The sequence below is a fragment of the Duganella sp. GW821-FHT07F09 genome (genome assembly GCF_059418705.1).
In genome coordinates, this window is the sequence record NZ_JBWKQJ010000014.1 from 62,963 (window position 1) to 79,900 (window position 16,938).

A 16,938-nucleotide genomic window follows, 5' to 3' on the forward strand; every position below is an offset into this window, starting at 1 on the left:
ATGAAGGCAGTATTAAAAGGTTTGACCTCTGATGAGGTGAATGTGGAAAACTATACGCCGGATAATTCTGAGTGTTTTAATGTTAAGCTGTTGGCAAAAATTGGGCCTAGCGATCAGGAAGGGAGCGACTATTTCGAATTCTACGTGTGTACCGCTGAATGGATCAAGCTATATGGCGCTTTTCCATGGTGGGGCAGGAATCACCTTGTGGTTAATGTATATGATATCATGGCGATTCGCAAGGCTATCGAATTACTTCTGGAAAATGGTGAGGCTGAAAAATGGGGGGATTTGGCTAAAGATTTATCTACATATATGGCGTGGGAATATGCCGGTTATAATTCGTAATTATTTATTAGTTCATAATTGTTACGAATTTTGCGCCGTGGTTAGTGTTGCTGGATCAAGTCGATGCTTAAAAGAAAAATGAAAATGGAGTCGTTGGCACTTCGTACTCTGCTTTAGAAGCATTCGCCGGTTGATGTGGACGTTAAAGAAGTATTGGATACTGTTAAGCCATTTCTTGATGGCATTGACGCTGGCTTAGTCATGAAGGGCGAGAGGAAGCAGTCACCCATCAGGATCAGGCAAGTCAGTAAGCTGTACCGGTCGTCCACCGAGGAATAGGATCAGGTCCATTATCGCTATGTGAGGTGTGCTTGAGGACCGAAGCTTCGTCACGGCTGCCAACACCATCTCCGGCGGCAAAGGCGTCAGCATCACCGGACGCAGCTTCACCAACGTCGACGTCACCGCAGGCTCGGCCGGCAACATCCTCGACAGCGTCAACGTCGTCGCCACCGGTAACAACATCGCCACGGCCGCCAGCCACGCCTCCGGCAGCGGCGGCAGCGCCTACGGACAGGTCGGCGGTAGCGGCGTCGGCAACCATGCCTCGGTCGGCGGCCTGAACGGTGCGAGCGGCTTGGTCAACAACGCCCTCACCAACGGCCAGGCAGGCGCCAGCGGCACGGGCAACAACGCCCAAACCATGCTGGACACGAACGGCAGCGGTTTGGTCAACAATGCGGGCGACGCCAGCAGCGCCAACGGCAGCGGCGTCACCGGCGGCGCACGCGGCGCGGATCGCGTCAACGGCAGCGGCGCCAACGGCGGCGCACTGGGCGACCTCACCACCGGACGCGGCGCCGGGCAGACGCAGGGCGCCTCGCAAGTCGGCGGCAACGCCAACGCGGTCAAGGTCTCGCCCAATGGCTTGTCCACGATCAATCCCGACGCCAATGGCAGCTATGTGTTCGAAACCCGCTCGCAATTCGCCAACCATGGCAACTGGGTCAGCAGCGATTACCTGCTCAACCAGCTGGCGATGGACCCGTCGACCACCCAGAAACGCCTGGGCGACGGCTTCTACGAGCAGAAAATGGTGCGCGACCAGTTGATCGAGCTGACCGGCCGCGCCCCTGCCACAGGCGAGAGCGATGACAGCCGCTACAAGGCGTTGCTGACCAGCGGCGTCAGCTTCGCCCAGCAGTTCAACCTGCGTCCCGGGATCGCGCTGACGGCCGATCAGATCAGCCATCTGACGAGCGACATCGTCTGGATGGAAACCGAAACCGTCATGCTGCCCGATGGCACCGTCGAGAAGGTGCTCGTGCCCAAGGTTTATCTGGCGCACGCGGGCAACGACGCCGTCAAGCCTGGCGGCGCGCTCGTCACCGGCGCGGGCGTCTTCATCGACACCACCGACAGCATTGTCAACCGGGGCGGCCTGATCGACGGCGGCAACGGCCGCACGGTGCTTATCGCCGGGCAGGACATCGTCAACCAGGGCGGCGCCATCAAGGGCGGCGAAGTCGGCTTGAAGGCCGAGCGCGACGTTATCAACCAATCGCTCAGCGTCAAGCAGGAGTATGCCAGTGTCAACACCAGCGGCAGCTACACGTCGCTGTCGAACCAGGCCAGCATCACGGCCACGGGCGCGCTCGGCATCTCGGCCGGACGCGACGTCACCGACACCGGCGGCGCCATCGTCGCCGCCAGCGCCGTCATCCAGGCAGGGCGCGACATCGCCTTCAACGCCATCCAGACCGGCAGCGCCTATGTCGCCGACGTCAACGGCAACCGGCAGAACGACAGCAGCATCACCAACAAGGTCGGCCAGATAAGCACCACCGGCGACCTGTCGCTCAAGGCGGGGCAGGACATCAAGCTGAGCGGCACGCAAGTGAACCTGGGCGCCACCGGCAACGGCTCGATGGTGGCCGGGCGCGATATTTTCATCGCGGCTGTCGTCGACGAGGTCAAGACGCACCAGGAAAATGATCCTAAGAGCAAGAGCTACGACAAGATCCTCCACGAGGACCAGACCGTCGTGGGCGCTACGGTGGCCGCAGGCGGCAACCTGACGATCAAGGCGGGCGACGCCGGCGCCGGTGGGTTGGCCATCTCCGGCAGCAACATCGCCGGTGGCGGCAATGTGTCGCTGGCGGCAAGCGGCGACGTCAGCATCACCCAGGTGCAGGAAAACCACCTGTCCGACGTGGTCTTCCACCGCGAATCGAAGAGCACTTTCAAGAAAAGCAGCGACACGACGGCCGACTACAGCAGCGTGAGCAATGTAATCGGCAGCAACGTCAGCGGTGGCTCGGTCTCGGTCAAATCGGGCAACGACATCGTCATCGGCGGCAGCCAACTGACGGCGGAGAACGCCTTGACCTTGAACGCCGGGCGCGATTTGCTGGTGTCGAGCGCCGCGCAGACGGGCAGCGAGAACCACAGCGCCGAACACAAGAAGAGCGGCTTCTCGCTCGACATCACAGAAGGCGTCGGTTACACCAAGAGCCAGGACAACAAGATCGGCAGCAGCAACACGGTCACGCAGGTGGGCAGCGTGCTCAGCGGCGCCAGCGTGAGCGCCACGAGCGGGCGCGACACGATCATCACCGGCAGCACGGTGGTGGCCGACAAGGACATCGTCATCGACGCCAAGCGCGACCTGAGCATCGTCAGCGCCGAGAACAGCGTCGACAGCGAATCGGCCAGCAGCAGCAAGAAGTCCGGCTCGATCGGCACGCGCTTCCAGGCGGCGATCGGCACCGTCAAGACGACCAACAACGGCACGGCCGAGAGCGTGACGCAGGTGGGCAGCCAGATCGCCAGCCTGGGCGGCAACGTGACGTTGAAGGCGGGCGAGCAGTACACGCAGACCTCGAGCGAAGTAACCACGCCGGACGGTGACATCAAGATCGTCGCCAAGGACGTGCTGATCAACGCAGCCAACAACATCAACAACAGCACCGATCACACGACCTATAGCAAGACAGCGATCGGCGGCACGATCACCTCGCCGGTGGTGGAAGCGCTCAAGAGCGTGGGTAGCATGGTCAAGGCCGCCGAGGGCACTGGGAACAGCCGCATGCAGGCGCTGGCGGCGCTTAATGCAGCGGCCAGCTTGAAGGATGCTGCCACGTCGCTGATGGCGGCGACGAACGCCGGCCTGCGCGTCAGCATCAGCCTTGGTAACTCGAAGAGCGAGAACAATGTCGTCTCGACCAGCAGCACCGTGGCGGGTTCCACCGTCGCCGCAGGCGGCAACGTCAGCATCACCGCCACCGGCGGCGGCAAGGACAGCAACCTGACGGCGATCGGCAGCGACATCACGGCAGGCGGGAACGTTTTGCTGTCGGCGGACAACGACGTCAGCCTGTTGGCGGCGGAAAACACGGTCAGCCAGCACAGCACCAACAAGTCCAGCGGGGCCAGCATCGGCATCGGGTTCGGGATCGGCGGCACCTCCAACGGCTTTACCATCGATCTGGCGGTCAGCCAGGCGCGTGGCAAGGCGGACGGGGATGACATCGGCTACACCAACACGCACGTCAACGCTGGCAACAACGTGACCGTGATCAGCGGTGGCGACACGACGTTGAAGGGCGGGGTGATCTCCGGTGATAGCGTGGTCGCCGACATCGGTGGCGATCTGAACATCGAAAGCCTGCAGGACAGCAGTCACTTCGACAGCAAGCAAAGCAGTTCCGGCCTCAATGCGAGCCTTTGCATACCGCCGGCCTGCTACGGCGCCAGTACGGTCGGCGGCAGCATCAGCAAATCGAAGGTGAACGGTGAGTTCCTGTCCGTGCTCGAGCAAAGCGGCATCAAGGCTGGCGATGGCGGCTTCCAGGTGACGGTTGCTGGCAACACGGACCTGAAGGGTGGGGTGCTGAGCAGCAGCCAGGTAGCAATCGATCAAAGCAATAATTTGCTAGCGACCGGTAGCCTGACCTCTAGCGATCTGCAGAACAAGGATGAGTATAGTGCTAGTGGCTTTTCTATGTCTGGATCTGTCAGCGGGAAACTTCGGGACCAGAGCAGTTTGCCAGATAAGCTAACTACCGCCCAAAAGAAAGCGGCTACTGCGGATGCTGGCTCGGGCGGCAGTGCAGGCTTCGGGTCGGCAAGCGGAAGCCAGAGTAGCACGACATATAGTGCGATCAGTGGAGGTGCTGTATTCATCACCAACCAGGAAAAACAGTTGGCAACGGGCAAAGATGCGGATGCGGCATTGGCTGAGATTAATCGTCGTGTGACGACTGAAAACGGTGACGCCGTAGCTGGCTCTTTGATCAAAGGCTGGGACGGCAAGCAATTGCAGAGCGAGGTCGATGCGCAAGTTGCGATTACCAGTGAATTTGGAAAGTTAGCGTCTAAGAAGGTCGGTGATTTCGCAGATGAGAAGCGAGATGACGCGTTGCTGCGCGGGGATCTGGCAGAGGCTGACAAGTGGGACGAGGGCGGTGCGTATCGTGTTGCTGCGCATGCCGCAGTTGGGGCTGTGGCTGGCGGTGTGAACGGTGCGTTTGGCGCTGCAGCAAGTGCGATAGCTGCGCCTCAAATTAATGAACTGATTGCCGATATGGGTTTACCTGACGAGGTAAGAAAACTGGTGATCGCTGCCGCCAGTTCAGGCGTTGCTGCAGTAGCTGGTGGCGCGGGTCTGGCCAGTGGCTTCAACCAAGTTGAGAACAACTTCCTAATGCATGAGCAAGCAGCAGCGATGAAGAAGGAGTTTGACCAATGCGGTAAGAAAGCAGGCGGTTGTACTGACTCAGAATATGTTGGTTTGCGCGATAAATATCTAGCGTTGTCCAATAAAAACATCGCACAGGTACAATCTTGTGTCTTCAGCGGTAATGTGGCTTGCGTTTCAGCTCTTGAGGGACAAGCAGCGACTACGAGAGAGCTGAGTCGCGACTTGATTAGTGCGGATTTCACTGTTTTTGCAGGTAAACAAAATAGCGTGTTGTCGTACCAATCGGTTAATGGTTCTGCTTCTTTGTTTGGAACTGATGCGCAGCAGGCGACTGAGATTGCCAAGTTTAGGCTAACTAATTGCGGAGGCGTCAGTTCTGCCGCTTGTGACGGCATGGTTAAAGATGCCTTGGCGGATCAGAAGGCTCGCGTCGGATTATTGATGGCTGCGGGGACAGTCGTTCCGTTGGCAAGTCAGGCAACTATCAACGGTTTAAGAAGTTTGAAATCGCCGACCAAAGTAGCGAGTACTAAGCCAGTAGAGTCTGGAGGTACAAGTAAAACCGGTACTCCGGACGATCTTCTGCCCGACGCGGATTTTGCTGGACAATTTGTTCCTCGTCCGGACCTGGAGAGTCACTTGACAAATGGTACCGTGTCGGGAAAGCAAATATCAGGTGGGCATGACCTGAATAATTTTAAGGCTGTGCTTGCGGATGCTGGAGGCACGGAAGTTTCACGGACTGAAGTCGCACCTGGTATATATGAAGTAAAGTATGTTCTTCCTAAATCGAAGAAGCCAGCAGATAAAACGCTTTACGATCCTACCATGTATCCGGAGATGCCTTCAATGACATCGCAAGCCGCAAATAAGGGATTGATGCAATATCAAATAACCGGGGAAACAACGCAAACAGTTATTGTTGGTGGGATTAAATTTAACGTGAATATTAGTGCTAAGCCGGGTGTGTGCCGGCGACCGTTACTACGGCATATCCGAAAGGAAAGGTATAAGTATATGAAGTGGGCAATATTGGACGGAATCGAACCGGATAAGAAGTTGTTATATCAAGTTCTGATCTGGGTAATCGCGCCATATGACAACAGGCCGGTCGATCATCATCTTAAAGAAGTACTCGGCCCGGAAAAAGGTTTGGGTGGAGATCCTGGGTGGGAAGTAGAGCGAGTTACTGATGAGCATGATGGTGAGTATTTTCGCGTCTGGGCTGATTCATACCATAGTGGCTGCGATCTGGAGGACCAGAGATATGATGCCGCGACGTTCTTGACCGCCGTTCGAGAGACTTTAATGGCCTACGCAGTAAGGTATCCCTCCCGTTCTGGCGAAGTAGATAAAATTATACGTAACTATGGATTATGACAGGCTTACCCTCCCGACACTATGCAGAACCTGCACCTCTATCTGATCCGTTACTAGCAAGGTGTTTTGAAGACGATGTAACAGACTTCACAAATCCGCGATTGCGATTCAATACTTGACTTTTGGTGTGAGCGCTGGCCATGATCTGTTTAAGTTTGTCAGACGGCCCGCTTGTTCTACTTGAGAACGCTGTCCCGCTACGAGCCCTTGTGCTTGAGCACGTGTTTGTGGAATATTTGAATAATGAATTAGATGTTATTGGGATTGGTAATGGGAATAATGATGGTATTTGAGTCAAGTCCAGAGATCGATCCGCATATGTTGCGGGATATTTTGGCTGAGTGTGGCGCCGTGCCCTTTGATGACGAGACTTTTAACTTCGAAAATTCAAATATGTATTGCGTCATTGCGAATCCATCCAAGCTCGTTGAGGTTGATTTTTTGGGGCTGGATTATTCTCCTTGGATTGTGAAGTGCAGGTTGATCTTCCATTATGCAAGATCTAATTTTGCTGAATGCAGTGCCCAATTGCATGATTTTATAGACAAGGTCGGATTATTAGAGGGGAAATTCTTCCTGACTTTTCAAAATGAAACGCCTTGTGCAGTGAAGAGTGAGCATGAAATTTTTATTTGGGATAGGTTTTAGTTAAAACGTGGACGGGTTTAGAATGAAAAAGACAGGTTTTGCAACGATATTGGTTATAGCTGCCTCTCGTCAGCAATAGCAGCGCCAACCCAGCAGTGCAGGGATCAGAAGGTCGAACAGTCCTACATAGAAATCTGCTTGGTTCCGGGCGCTGCCTTCCAGCACGACATGTACCCACTCAAGGCCGATAAGGTACTGATCGCGGCCTTTGTCGATGATTACGTTGAAAACGTGGAGTTGACGCATACTATCCCCGAAGGCTTGACGATTGAGCTGCCGTTTTCGAAGCAAGGCGAGAAGGTGGTCAAGATCGGCGGCGGCTGCCTCCCGGAAAGCAAGGACGGCGCGGAGGTCGCCAGGGTTTGTAATTTCTTCTGGGGCAAGCACCAGATCGTAAAAGACGTTCGATTCCAGTTCGACTGAGCCCGGCAGGGCTTGCGGCGAACCTGGGTTTTTCAAAAAGGAATTCGCCAATGAAGACAGTAACGTTTCCATCAGGCCGTGCAGTGCCAGTACTCGGCCAAGGCACCTGGAACATGGGCGAGGACCCATCCCGCAAGGGCGATGAGGTCCGCGCGCTGCAAATGGGCCTCGATCTTGGCATGACGTTGATCGACACCGCCGAAATGTACGGCGAGGGTGGCGCGGAGTTGGTCGTCGGCGAGGCGATCGCCAGCCGCCGGTCCGAGGTCTACCTGGTCACCAAAGTCTATCCGCACAACGCCAACCTGGAAGGCACGCAAGCGGCCTGCGAGCGTAGCCTTAAACGGTTGAAGGTCGATTGCATCGATCTCTATCTGCTGCATTGGCCCGGATGTTTCGCGCTGGACGAGACCTTCGACGCCTTCGAGACGCTGAAGAAGGCCGGTAAGATCAAGGAGTACGGTGTGAGTAATTTCGACCTGGAGGGCATGCAGGACGCCGTCGATTGCGGCGCCGTGTCCACCGACCAAGTGCTTTACAATTTGATGAAGCGCGGGATCGAGTTCGATCTGCTGCCGTGGTGCCGCCAACAGGGCATGCCGGTGATGGCCTACTCTCCGCTGGAGTCGACCGGCCGTGAACAAGCCGCGCTGCTTGGCAATCCCGGCCTGCTCGCCGTGGCCGAGGCGCATGGCGTCACGCCCGCGCAGGTGGCGTTGGCGTGGGTGCTGCATCAGGAAGGCGTGATCGCCATCCCCAAGGCCGTCGATCCTGTACACTTGCGCGCTAATCGCGCCGCCGCCGATATCCGCCTCTCTGCGGAAGACCTGACGGCGCTGGACCGAGCGTTTCCACCGCCGCGCCGTCGCCGTGCGCTGGATATGCGTTAAATGACGAATCACTTATGCTAAACCGAATCAAACAATTCTTCGCCGCGAAAGACATCAGTAACCACATCCTGCTTAACGCCTACTGCACGGTGGCCGACGCGCCCAAGCTCGATTTCGCGCATGTGCTGAACGCGCGCCGCGATTTGTCCGATCCTGAATTGCAGCCGCATCTCAATGGTTTCATGAACTTCGTGGCGGATGCCGGCCAGGGCAACATGACGCGCGTGCGCTACCACGTTATCCGCCACCTCCAGCGCGTGCGCCAGCACGTCAGCCTGGCCGTGGAGGAGGGTGAGATGGCTCGTTTCTCCGCGTGGGCGAAGGCGGCCAACGCCATCGTGTTCATGGCAGATGGCAGCGTGCGCGATCCGCTGGGACGCATTCTTTTGCCGGCTTCCGGCGACGATGGAGATGCGCAGGCTGTGGTGCCGTACCCGCCGCAGGCCTGGGAGCGCAAGGCGCGCAGCGACGAGCTGCTCGCCGCCCGCAAGGTCACCGTGCCGGCGGATCTACCGCCGCTGGTGTCCGAGCCGGAACTGCGCTTGCGCGCGCCCGAGGATGTGCTGCGAAGGATGCTGGCCTTGTTCGTCGTGGCGATACGCGCCGAGTCTTTGAACGGCGAGACGCCGATTACGGCCGCCGATCTTCAACGGCGCTTCCCGCCGGCGTTTGCCGGTTTGACGGACGCGGAGCGCGCATTCCTGGCGCAGGAGGCGCCAACGCAGCAGGAAATCACGCAGTTCCTGTGGCGCTACGAGGCCATCCTGGTGTTGCAGTGGGCCTTGGGGCTGCAGGATGCGCTGCCGTTCGCGGACGCGATCTGTGATGTGTCGTCGATCTCCCGCACCGCGATCGAGCGCGGAACCGAAGGCTTGCGCAAGCAGCCGGCAATGCGGTCGGCGACGGAGATTTTGGATGCGCTGGATTTGCACTATCGGCTCCATTGGGCCACTCGCCAGGCGCTGTTGAAGAAGTACCCGGCGCCGGCGGGCTTGAACGATGGCGTGCTGCAGGAGCGTCATCACGCGTTGAACTGGCTGGTTAGATTCGAAGACCGTGATTGGGATGAAGTCGATACGCCCACATAACGGCTGTCTCGCCTGCGCGCGACGTCTGCTAGGATAGACGCTTTGCAAACGGATAGAGGCGCGGGATGATCTACAGGCACCGGCTGGCACTGCTGGCCACCACGACCGCCATGGCGGCTTTCTGCGCGCCGGCGCGGGCGGCGGTGGAACGTATCGAAGTGATCGAGCGCACGCCGTTCGCGGCGGGGATGACTTTCGGCGACACCGGTGCGTATGAAAAGATACGCGGCGTCGCTTACTACGCGTTGGATCCCAAGTCGAAGTCCAACGCCGTTATCGTGGATTTGAAGCGTGCACCCCGCGATGCGCGCGGCCGCGTGGTTTTCTCCAGCGAGTTCGTACTGCTGCGTCCAATCGGAACCAAGCCCTCCAGTTTGATCTATGACGTCAACAACCGTGGCGGCATCGCGATCATGGGGCAGGTCAATGGCCGCAGCCCGGTCAACAACGATCCCACCACCGCCGCAGACGCGGGCGACGGTTTCCTGGTGCGCCACGGTTACTCGCTGCTGTTCTCCGCCTGGACGTGGGATGTGGCGCCGCAGGCTGCCGGCGCGCGTCCGCTGGTGTTTGCGCCGCCGGTCGCCAAGGGCATCAAGGGCAAGGTGCAAAATGAATTCACCGTCAACGCACCGGTCGATATCGCGGTCTACGCCGGCCAGCGTGGCCTTACCTACGAACCGGCCAAGCCTGGCGATCCTAAAGCACAGTTGACCCAACGCGCGCGTCCCGCCGACAAGCGCAAGCCTATTCCGCGCAGCAGCTGGAGTTTCGTGGCGCCGGAGAAGAAGGGCGGGCCCGGCCGCGTGCAGTTGGACGGCGGCTTTAAGCCCGATACCATTTATGAGTTGACGTACGTGGCGAAAGATCCTTACGTCACCGGAGCGGGGCTGGCTGGCATACGCGATCTGCTGGCCTACTTCCGCGATACACCGTTTGAGGGCGCGCCCGTGCCGAAGGCTGTGCTCATGTTTGGCATCAGCCAGTCCGGCCGCCTGATTGGACGGATGCTGCACGACGGGTTGAATGTGGACGAATCCGGGCGGTTGGCTTTCAGCGGCGCGTACCTCCAAGTGCCTGGCGCCGGCGGTTCGGCGGGGTTTAATAGCCGCTTCGTACAGCCTACGCGTCACCCGTCGATGATGGAGGAGCATGAGTATCCGGCGGATGCCTTCCCGTTCACCACGGCGCCGTCGCGCGATCCTGTTAGCGGCAAAACGGCGTCCACCCTTGATCGGGCGCGGGACAAGCAGGGGAATTTGCCGAAGCTGATCTATGCGAACACGTCGACCGAGTACTGGAATCGCGGTGCGTCGCTGATCACCACCACGACGGATGGCGCGCGCGACGTGGCGCCAGCTGACAATGCGCGCGTGTATGGCTTCATGGGCGCGCAGCATTATGTCGGCCGTTCGCGCGTGCGCGCGCCGTTCACCGCTTGCGTCTCCACCAGTAATCACTATTTGCCTATGCGGGCGTTGATCGTGGGGCTGGAGGGTTGGGTGGTCGAGGGCAAACAACCGCCGGACAGCGCTTATCCGCAACTGGCCGACGGTTCGCTGACGACGGTTGCCGATTACCGGGCGATCTTCCCCAAAGGGGTGGGCTTAACGCCGCCGGAGCAGAATCTTCGTGAACCGAGGTTGATCGGTGACGGAGCGCCGGTCAAGCGGGGCGAGGACTTTGAGACGCGGGTGCCGACGCCGGATGCCGATGGCAATGACCGGGGTGGGGTGCGGCTGGTGGAGTTGCAGGCACCTTTGGGAACGCATACGGGCTGGAACTTGCGGGCGACGGAGACAGGGTTTGCTTGGGCCACGTCGCGTTTCGATGGGAGTTTTGTGCCGTTCGCGCGGACCGAGGCGGAGCGGGTCGCGGCTGGCGATCCTCGGCCTAGTTTGGAGGTGCGCTATCCGACGCGGGATGACTTTGTGGCGGCTGTTCGGGCCGCGGCGGAGCGGCAGGTCGTGGCGGGGTTGCTGCTGCCGGAGGATGTGGAGAGGACTCTGGCGGAGAATGCTGGGTTGTATGACAGGATATTGGCGCGCGATCCTTCGGATCAGGGGTGCGGGTATTTGTTCGCGCCTTGACCTGTATTGCTTGCGTTATCGGCGACGCGCGCATTTGCGGATTACGGCGTCCCGCCTAATCCGCCCTACGTGTCTCCGTGGGTTTTTGTTACCCCATTGGCCTTAGCGCGATGATCGCGTCCCGCAGTACTTGCTGCATATGCTGGTCGTGCTTCATCTGGTCTTCGTCCGCGCTGTTTGAGGGCGGTGCCGTACCGTCGCGGCGCTGGCTCAGTTCTTCCAGCGCTTGCGTGAGATAGGCTTCCTCGTTGCCGAACCACTCTAGCGTGACCTTTTCGTCCAGCATGCGGTTGCGCAGCTGTTCCCGCTGCCGCTGCCAGCCGATCAGGCGATTGAGGTCGGGCGTGGCGCCAAAATTTTGCGCCGCCAGCAGTCGGTCGTGCGCGTTCAAATACGCGTTGTAGCTGGTCGCAAGCTGTCCGGCCTCGCGCGCCGCGTTGGCGGGCAGGTGGCGATTCAAGTAGTCCAGTAGCGCCTGAAGACCTCCGTTGTCGCCGCCTCCGAGTAAATAGGAATCCATCACTTTACGCAACGCGCTGTCGGCGATCAGCTCTTGATTATCGGTGAGCGCGATATCCGACGACATGACACCGGGCTCGCGCAGCGGCGATACACCGCGAGGTGGTGCGGTGCCCGCTACCACAGGCGCCGCTGTCGCCGGCGGAGGTGCGGGCGCGGTAGCCGGTTCGTCGTCCGGCCATCGTGCCCACATCAGCGCTGCCGCGCCGAGGATGCCGCCCGCTGCTGCCGCCAGCATCACCGGCCAGCGCTTTTTCTCCGCCTGGTACGTCATCAGAAAGTCGGCCAGCCGTTCGTGAAGTACAGGTCGCTGATGAACAGTACCCCGTTGTAGTTGTTCTGACTGTCGAGACGGTGGCGCACCATCGCGCCGTTGCTGATCGATTCGCCGCCAGGGGCGATGAAGCGCGCGCCGCCCGAGTCGAGCACGGTGCCGCCGCCGTTGCGCATGTCGACGCCATTCTTGTCGACATACGGCCCGGTGATGCTGGTGGAGCGTCCGTAGGAGATGTGATAGGTGCTGTTGGCGCCCGCGCAGCAGGTGCCTTTGGAGACGAACAGGTAGTAGTAGGAGCCGTTGGCGATGATGAACGGGTTTTCGATGCCGGCCGCGTCATCGGCCAGACGGTATTTGGTGCCGATTGGCTTGAGCGTGTTGGCGTCGACTCGCGTCAGGAAGATCCCGTCCCAGAAGGAGCCATAGCTTAGCCAGGGTTGCCCCGATTTGTCGACCACGAAGTTGGGATCGATCGCGTTGAAATTGTCGCCCGGTGCGGAGGTGATGACGACACCTTTGTCCACCCAGTTACCCTGGGCGATGCTGCTCGCCGTCGCTAGCCCGATCGCCGATTTCTGGTTGCCGAACGTGGACACCGCGTAGTACATGATCGCCTTGCCGTTCCACACATGGATGTCCGGCGCCCACACGGTTTTGCTGTTGCCGTTGTACTGGCCCCACCACGACAACCCGCCGCCGAAGATGCTGACGCCTTGCGTCCACGCGCGGCCATCCGGCGAGTATTTGACGCCGATGCCTGTGTCGCTGGTCTCGGTGATCCACCAGGTATTGCCTTCCTTGTAGACGCTTGGGTCGTGCGTGACGACCGCGCCGGTCAGCGTCCATGTGGTGGCGCCGGCGTTGAAGGACGAGGCCAGCGCGATGCAGCCGACCGCCGCCCACTTCTTCAGGTGCGTGAATTTACTCATGTTTGTCTCCGTTTTTATTGGTGTGTACAGCCACCCCATGCTGTGCCACGCACCGGTGTCCGTCTAATGACTTTTTTCACATGGTTGATATTCCGATCTGTATCGCGACTACATATATATATGTAGTCGCCTTACATATTGTAAGGCGCCATAGGAGAAAATAATTCAGATTCCAGTTGATGTTTACTGTAGTTCTGCTACATTTTGTGTGGGAGACAGTATTTCCCTAAACATAACGATAAGGACACATGATGATCAATACGACACAACGCAGTCTGATGAAATCCCTTTGCGCCGCAGGTTTGTTGAGCGCCCTGATGGTCGTGCCGGCGCATGCGGCGCTCAACGCGCCCGATACCTCGGTGCAGATGTTCCGCTGGAAGTGGAACGACATCGCCAAGGAGTGCACCAACTGGCTGGGGCCCCAGGGTTACGGCGCGGTGCAGGTGTCGCCGCCGACGGCTGCGGCCAGCCTGGGTACGTGGTGGGATGTTTACCAGCCGGTCAACTTCAATTCGCTCAAAAGTAATATGGGCACCGAGGCCGAGTTCCAGTCCATGGTCAACACCTGCCACGCGGCCAAAGTGCGCATCTACGTCGACGTGGTGGTCAATCACGTGGCGGCGGGCGCCGGCACCGCTACCGACGGCTCGACCTGGAATTCGACGTCGCTGACCTATCCCTTCTTCAGCGCCAGCGATTTCCATCCGGCTTGCGACATCGCCGGCGGCGACTACGGCTCGCCCGGCAATCGCAACAACGTGATGTTCTGCCGCCTGAGCGGCCTGCCGGATCTTAAGACGGAGGGCGCGTACGTACAAGGCCAGGTGAAAACCTATTTGAACAAATTGGTCTCCATGGGCGTGGACGGTTTGCGTTTCGACGCGGCCAAGCATATGCAGCCATCCGATATCCAGGCGATCATGAGCGGCGTGACGCAGACCACCACGTCCGGCGAGCCGCTGTGGGTGACGCAGGAGGTTATCCCGGACAGCAATGTGGTGAGATCGAGCTACTTCGCGAGCGGGACGCTGAACGAGTTCCAGTACACCTATGCGATCAAGGCCGTGTTCCGCAACGAGAATGGCGCCAACCTGTCGCAGATCCGCACCATCATGGGCACGCCGGGTAACTGGGGCGGCACCTGGGGTTTCATCCCGAGCGAGAAGGCGACGGTGTTCGTCAACAACTGGGACACGGAGCGCAACAACAGCTCACTTGTGGCCAGCAATTACGTCTCCGGTTCGCCCAACGACACGCAAGGCACCAAGCGCTACGACCTGGCCAATATCTTCATGCTGGCGTGGCCGTACGGCGCGGCGCAGCTGCATTCGGGCTTCCGCTTCACCAGCTATGATCAGGGTCCACCGAGCGCCAGCCCGTTCGACGCCGGCGGCGCGCCGCTGATCAACCAGCAGTGGGACTTCATCCACCGCTGGAGCGATATCTCGAACATGGTGGCCTTCCGCGCGGTGACGTCCGGCCAGGGTGTCGACAACTTCACCAACGGCACCGGCAACCAGATCGCCTTCGGTCGCGGTGCGAAAGGCTACGTCGCGATCAATAACGATAGCGCGGCGTGGAACGCGTCGCTGCAAACGCAGCTGCCTGCGGGGACCTATTGCAACGTCGTGCATGGGCAGCTGAACGCTGCGGGAACCGCCTGCACCAGCGACAGTGTGACGGTCGGCACCAATGGCGTGATCAGCGTGAGCATTCCTGGTAACGGTGGTTCGGTCGTTCCGGCGGTGGCGCTGCACATCAACCAAAAGATAGGCGGCAGCGGTAGCGGCGGTGGCGCTTGCACCACGGTGCCGGTGACCTTCCGCGTGGCGAACGCGAACACGGTGGTCGGGCAGAACGTTTACGTGGTCGGCAACCGCGCGGAACTGGGCAACTGGGTGCAGGGGACAAGCAACCAGTTGACCATCGAAGGCAGCGGCGCCAATGTGCCGTGGTCGCGCACCTTCCAGCTGCCGCCGGCGACCGCCATCCAGTACAAGTTCATGAAGTACGGCGTGAGCACCGTGTGGGAGGGTAATCAGTCCACCGCCAGCGGCAATCGCGAAGCCACGACGCCGGCGTGCGGCGGGTCGCTGACCCTGGACGCGGGCAGCTTCAAGTTCTAAGCGCGGCTTAGTGCACGCTGGCTGGAACCGCTTTTTCCTGCTGCACGATGATGAACGGGCTGACGACGACCGCCCATAGTTCGGCGTTCGCTTCCAGCCAGCCTTGCGCCTGCTCGTCGCTGACGCGCGCGAGCAGGCCCGCGTTCATCCATTGGCTGATGTTGGCCTTGTCGTCGTGCGAGATGCGCACGGCGACATCGACCAGATCGAGCGAGTTGGCGACCCACACCACGTTGCCGGCGGCGAAGTGCTTGAGCAGTTCGGTCCATGGCATGCGCGCGGTTTCGCGGTTCACTTTGAGGCGCAGTTCAGTGTCGTTTTCAGGTTTGGTTTGCATGGTAAAAATGAGTCAGATAATGTCGATGGTCGGTTCCGGGCTGCCTTGCCAGGTCAAGCGGTAGACCGCGCCTTTGCGCACGTTGCCCACCAAGGCGGGCCGGAAGCAGGCCAGGTTGGTGCCGCTCGGGCGCCGCACGCTCGGGTAGATGATGCCGAGCGAGCCGCCGTCGAGCAGGCGTTCGGCCAGTGTCTGCGATTCGATGTAGCTGGCCGGCGACAGGCAGGCGTCGTAGCGCGGCTGGCCGCGCAGGTCGTGGAAGGTGGCGGTGAAGTCGGCCAGCATGCATTGATACTGCACGCTGTCGTCGAAGCGGTTGATTTCCGCGTATTCCACCGCCTTGTGAAAGCTGACCTCCGCCAGCGCGGTTTCCACGTCGAAGGCGCAGTACCAGGCGCCGCGCCGGCCGTCGTTGAAGCGGCTGCCTTGCGGGTGCGCGTAGGTGAAGGCGGCGTTCACGATGCGGAAGTTCGGCACGCCGAACACCAGTTCATCGACATTGATGCCGGCCGAGCCGCCGTTTTGCGTGCGCAGGCGCGCATTGGTGGCGTTGTCAAGGTCGAACAGGTCGCGCAGCATGTCGTCGCTGTCGGCCAGCGGCGACAGCACGGAATCCTCCAGGTCGGCGAACCGGGATGGCAGCAAACGGCAAGTGTCGAACTGGCGCAGCGTGGTAAGTGGTGGAATCAGGCTGACCGGCACTTACAGTCCTCCGCGGCGCGCATCTAATAATTGACGCACGGTTTGCATCGCCAGCAGGCCGCCGCCCAGCATGTACGCCAGCGGCGTGCGGCCTTCAAAAATCTGGTTGTTGTTGGGTAGGTTGACCCATTCGTCGGCGAGTTTGTCGCCGTAGATGATGTGCAGCGCCTTGTAGATGCCCAGCAGGTAGGAGATGCGGGTTATACAGTCCACCTCCAGTGTGCGTTCCGGGTTCTTTTTCCATTCGTACAGGGCGCTGCTCGACAGCCCGCCCAGCAGCTGGCGGGCGTCCTCGTCGCGCACGTGCCACGTGGCGGCGAGCTTGAAAAAGCCTTTGAGGGCCGACTTCGATAACCGCTCGCGCTCGGCCTTGGCGTTCAGGTCCACCAAGACGGTCGGCTCGAAGCGGCTGCGAGGGTAAGCATAGGTCAGATTCATAGATCCTCCGGTAATGGAGTACTTATACTCCTTTTTCGGATGAATAGCAATCGGGGAGTGAATCGGGCGGCGATATTGGCGGCTCGGTGGCGGATTAC

General features: G+C 59.7%; 13 protein-coding genes. 7 read left to right on the forward strand and 6 right to left on the reverse strand.

From position 1 onward, the window contains the following. The 3 genes from AC07P1_RS29190 to AC07P1_RS29200 all read left to right on the forward strand — a co-directional run bounded on the left by AC07P1_RS29190 (position 1) and on the right by AC07P1_RS29200 (position 7,018). Entirely contained in the window at positions 1-348 is a 348-nt protein-coding gene (locus tag AC07P1_RS29190; RefSeq protein ID WP_494699130.1) for an Imm8 family immunity protein, read from the forward strand. Between the two features lie 307 nt (positions 349-655). Continuing rightward, positions 656-6,370: a hemagglutinin repeat-containing protein gene (locus AC07P1_RS29195; RefSeq protein WP_494699131.1), complete on the forward strand. Its 5,715-nt coding sequence runs from the start codon at positions 656-658 to the stop codon at positions 6,368-6,370. A gap of 270 nt (positions 6,371-6,640) precedes the next feature. After that, positions 6,641-7,018, forward strand: a complete 378-nt coding sequence (locus AC07P1_RS29200; protein ID WP_494699132.1) for a hypothetical protein — start codon at positions 6,641-6,643, stop codon at positions 7,016-7,018. Positions 7,019-7,087: 69 nt separating this feature from the next. On the opposite strand, the gene AC07P1_RS29205 is transcribed toward AC07P1_RS29200, so the two are convergent. Further along, the gene (locus AC07P1_RS29205; protein ID WP_494699133.1) at positions 7,088-7,513 is read right to left on the reverse strand and encodes a hypothetical protein; all 426 of its coding nucleotides are present in this window, start codon (positions 7,511-7,513) and stop codon (positions 7,088-7,090) included. On the opposite strand from AC07P1_RS29205, the gene AC07P1_RS29210 reads away from it, so the two are divergent. From AC07P1_RS29210 to AC07P1_RS29220, 3 genes are all read left to right on the forward strand, one after another. Beyond that, positions 7,492-8,331: an aldo/keto reductase gene (locus AC07P1_RS29210; RefSeq protein WP_494699134.1), complete on the forward strand. Its 840-nt coding sequence runs from the start codon at positions 7,492-7,494 to the stop codon at positions 8,329-8,331. The two genes, AC07P1_RS29205 and AC07P1_RS29210, sit on opposite strands and share 22 nt — an antisense overlap. A 14-nt stretch (positions 8,332-8,345) precedes the next feature. After that, positions 8,346-9,419: a DUF4272 domain-containing protein gene (locus AC07P1_RS29215; RefSeq protein WP_494699135.1), complete on the forward strand. Its 1,074-nt coding sequence runs from the start codon at positions 8,346-8,348 to the stop codon at positions 9,417-9,419. Positions 9,420-9,484: 65 nt separating this feature from the next. Continuing rightward, the gene (locus tag AC07P1_RS29220) at positions 9,485-11,509 is read left to right on the forward strand and encodes an alpha/beta hydrolase domain-containing protein (protein ID WP_494699136.1); all 2,025 of its coding nucleotides are present in this window, start codon (positions 9,485-9,487) and stop codon (positions 11,507-11,509) included. Between the two features lie 88 nt (positions 11,510-11,597). Here AC07P1_RS29220 and AC07P1_RS29225 read toward each other — a convergent pair whose 3' ends face one another. Together AC07P1_RS29225 and AC07P1_RS29230 are read right to left on the reverse strand one after the other, a co-directional pair. Then, on the reverse strand, positions 11,598-12,302 hold the full coding sequence (locus tag AC07P1_RS29225) for a hypothetical protein (protein WP_494699137.1): 705 nt from the start codon (positions 12,300-12,302) through the stop codon (positions 11,598-11,600). Further along, entirely contained in the window at positions 12,302-13,234 is a 933-nt protein-coding gene (locus AC07P1_RS29230) for a glycoside hydrolase family 43 protein (protein WP_494699138.1), read from the reverse strand. Before AC07P1_RS29230 ends, AC07P1_RS29225 begins: the two co-directional genes overlap by 1 nt. A 251-nt stretch (positions 13,235-13,485) precedes the next feature. Here AC07P1_RS29230 and AC07P1_RS29235 point away from each other — a divergent pair, with 251 nt between their 5' ends. Continuing rightward, complete coding sequence (locus AC07P1_RS29235) at positions 13,486-15,363, forward strand: carbohydrate-binding module family 20 domain-containing protein (RefSeq protein ID WP_494699139.1); 1,878 nt, start codon at positions 13,486-13,488, stop codon at positions 15,361-15,363. A gap of 7 nt (positions 15,364-15,370) precedes the next feature. On the opposite strand, the gene AC07P1_RS29240 is transcribed toward AC07P1_RS29235, so the two are convergent. The 3 genes from AC07P1_RS29240 to AC07P1_RS29250 are packed head-to-tail and all read right to left on the reverse strand — an operon-like array spanning position 15,371 to position 16,840. After that, positions 15,371-15,700 (reverse strand): DUF2288 domain-containing protein, encoded by a 330-nt coding sequence (locus tag AC07P1_RS29240; protein WP_494699140.1) that lies wholly within the window; start codon positions 15,698-15,700, stop codon positions 15,371-15,373. Positions 15,701-15,712: 12 nt separating this feature from the next. Continuing rightward, the gene (locus AC07P1_RS29245; protein WP_494699141.1) at positions 15,713-16,402 is read right to left on the reverse strand and encodes an RES family NAD+ phosphorylase; all 690 of its coding nucleotides are present in this window, start codon (positions 16,400-16,402) and stop codon (positions 15,713-15,715) included. After that, positions 16,403-16,840, reverse strand: a complete 438-nt coding sequence (locus tag AC07P1_RS29250; protein WP_090319512.1) for an antitoxin Xre/MbcA/ParS toxin-binding domain-containing protein — start codon at positions 16,838-16,840, stop codon at positions 16,403-16,405. Positions 16,841-16,938 lie beyond the last annotated feature (98 nt).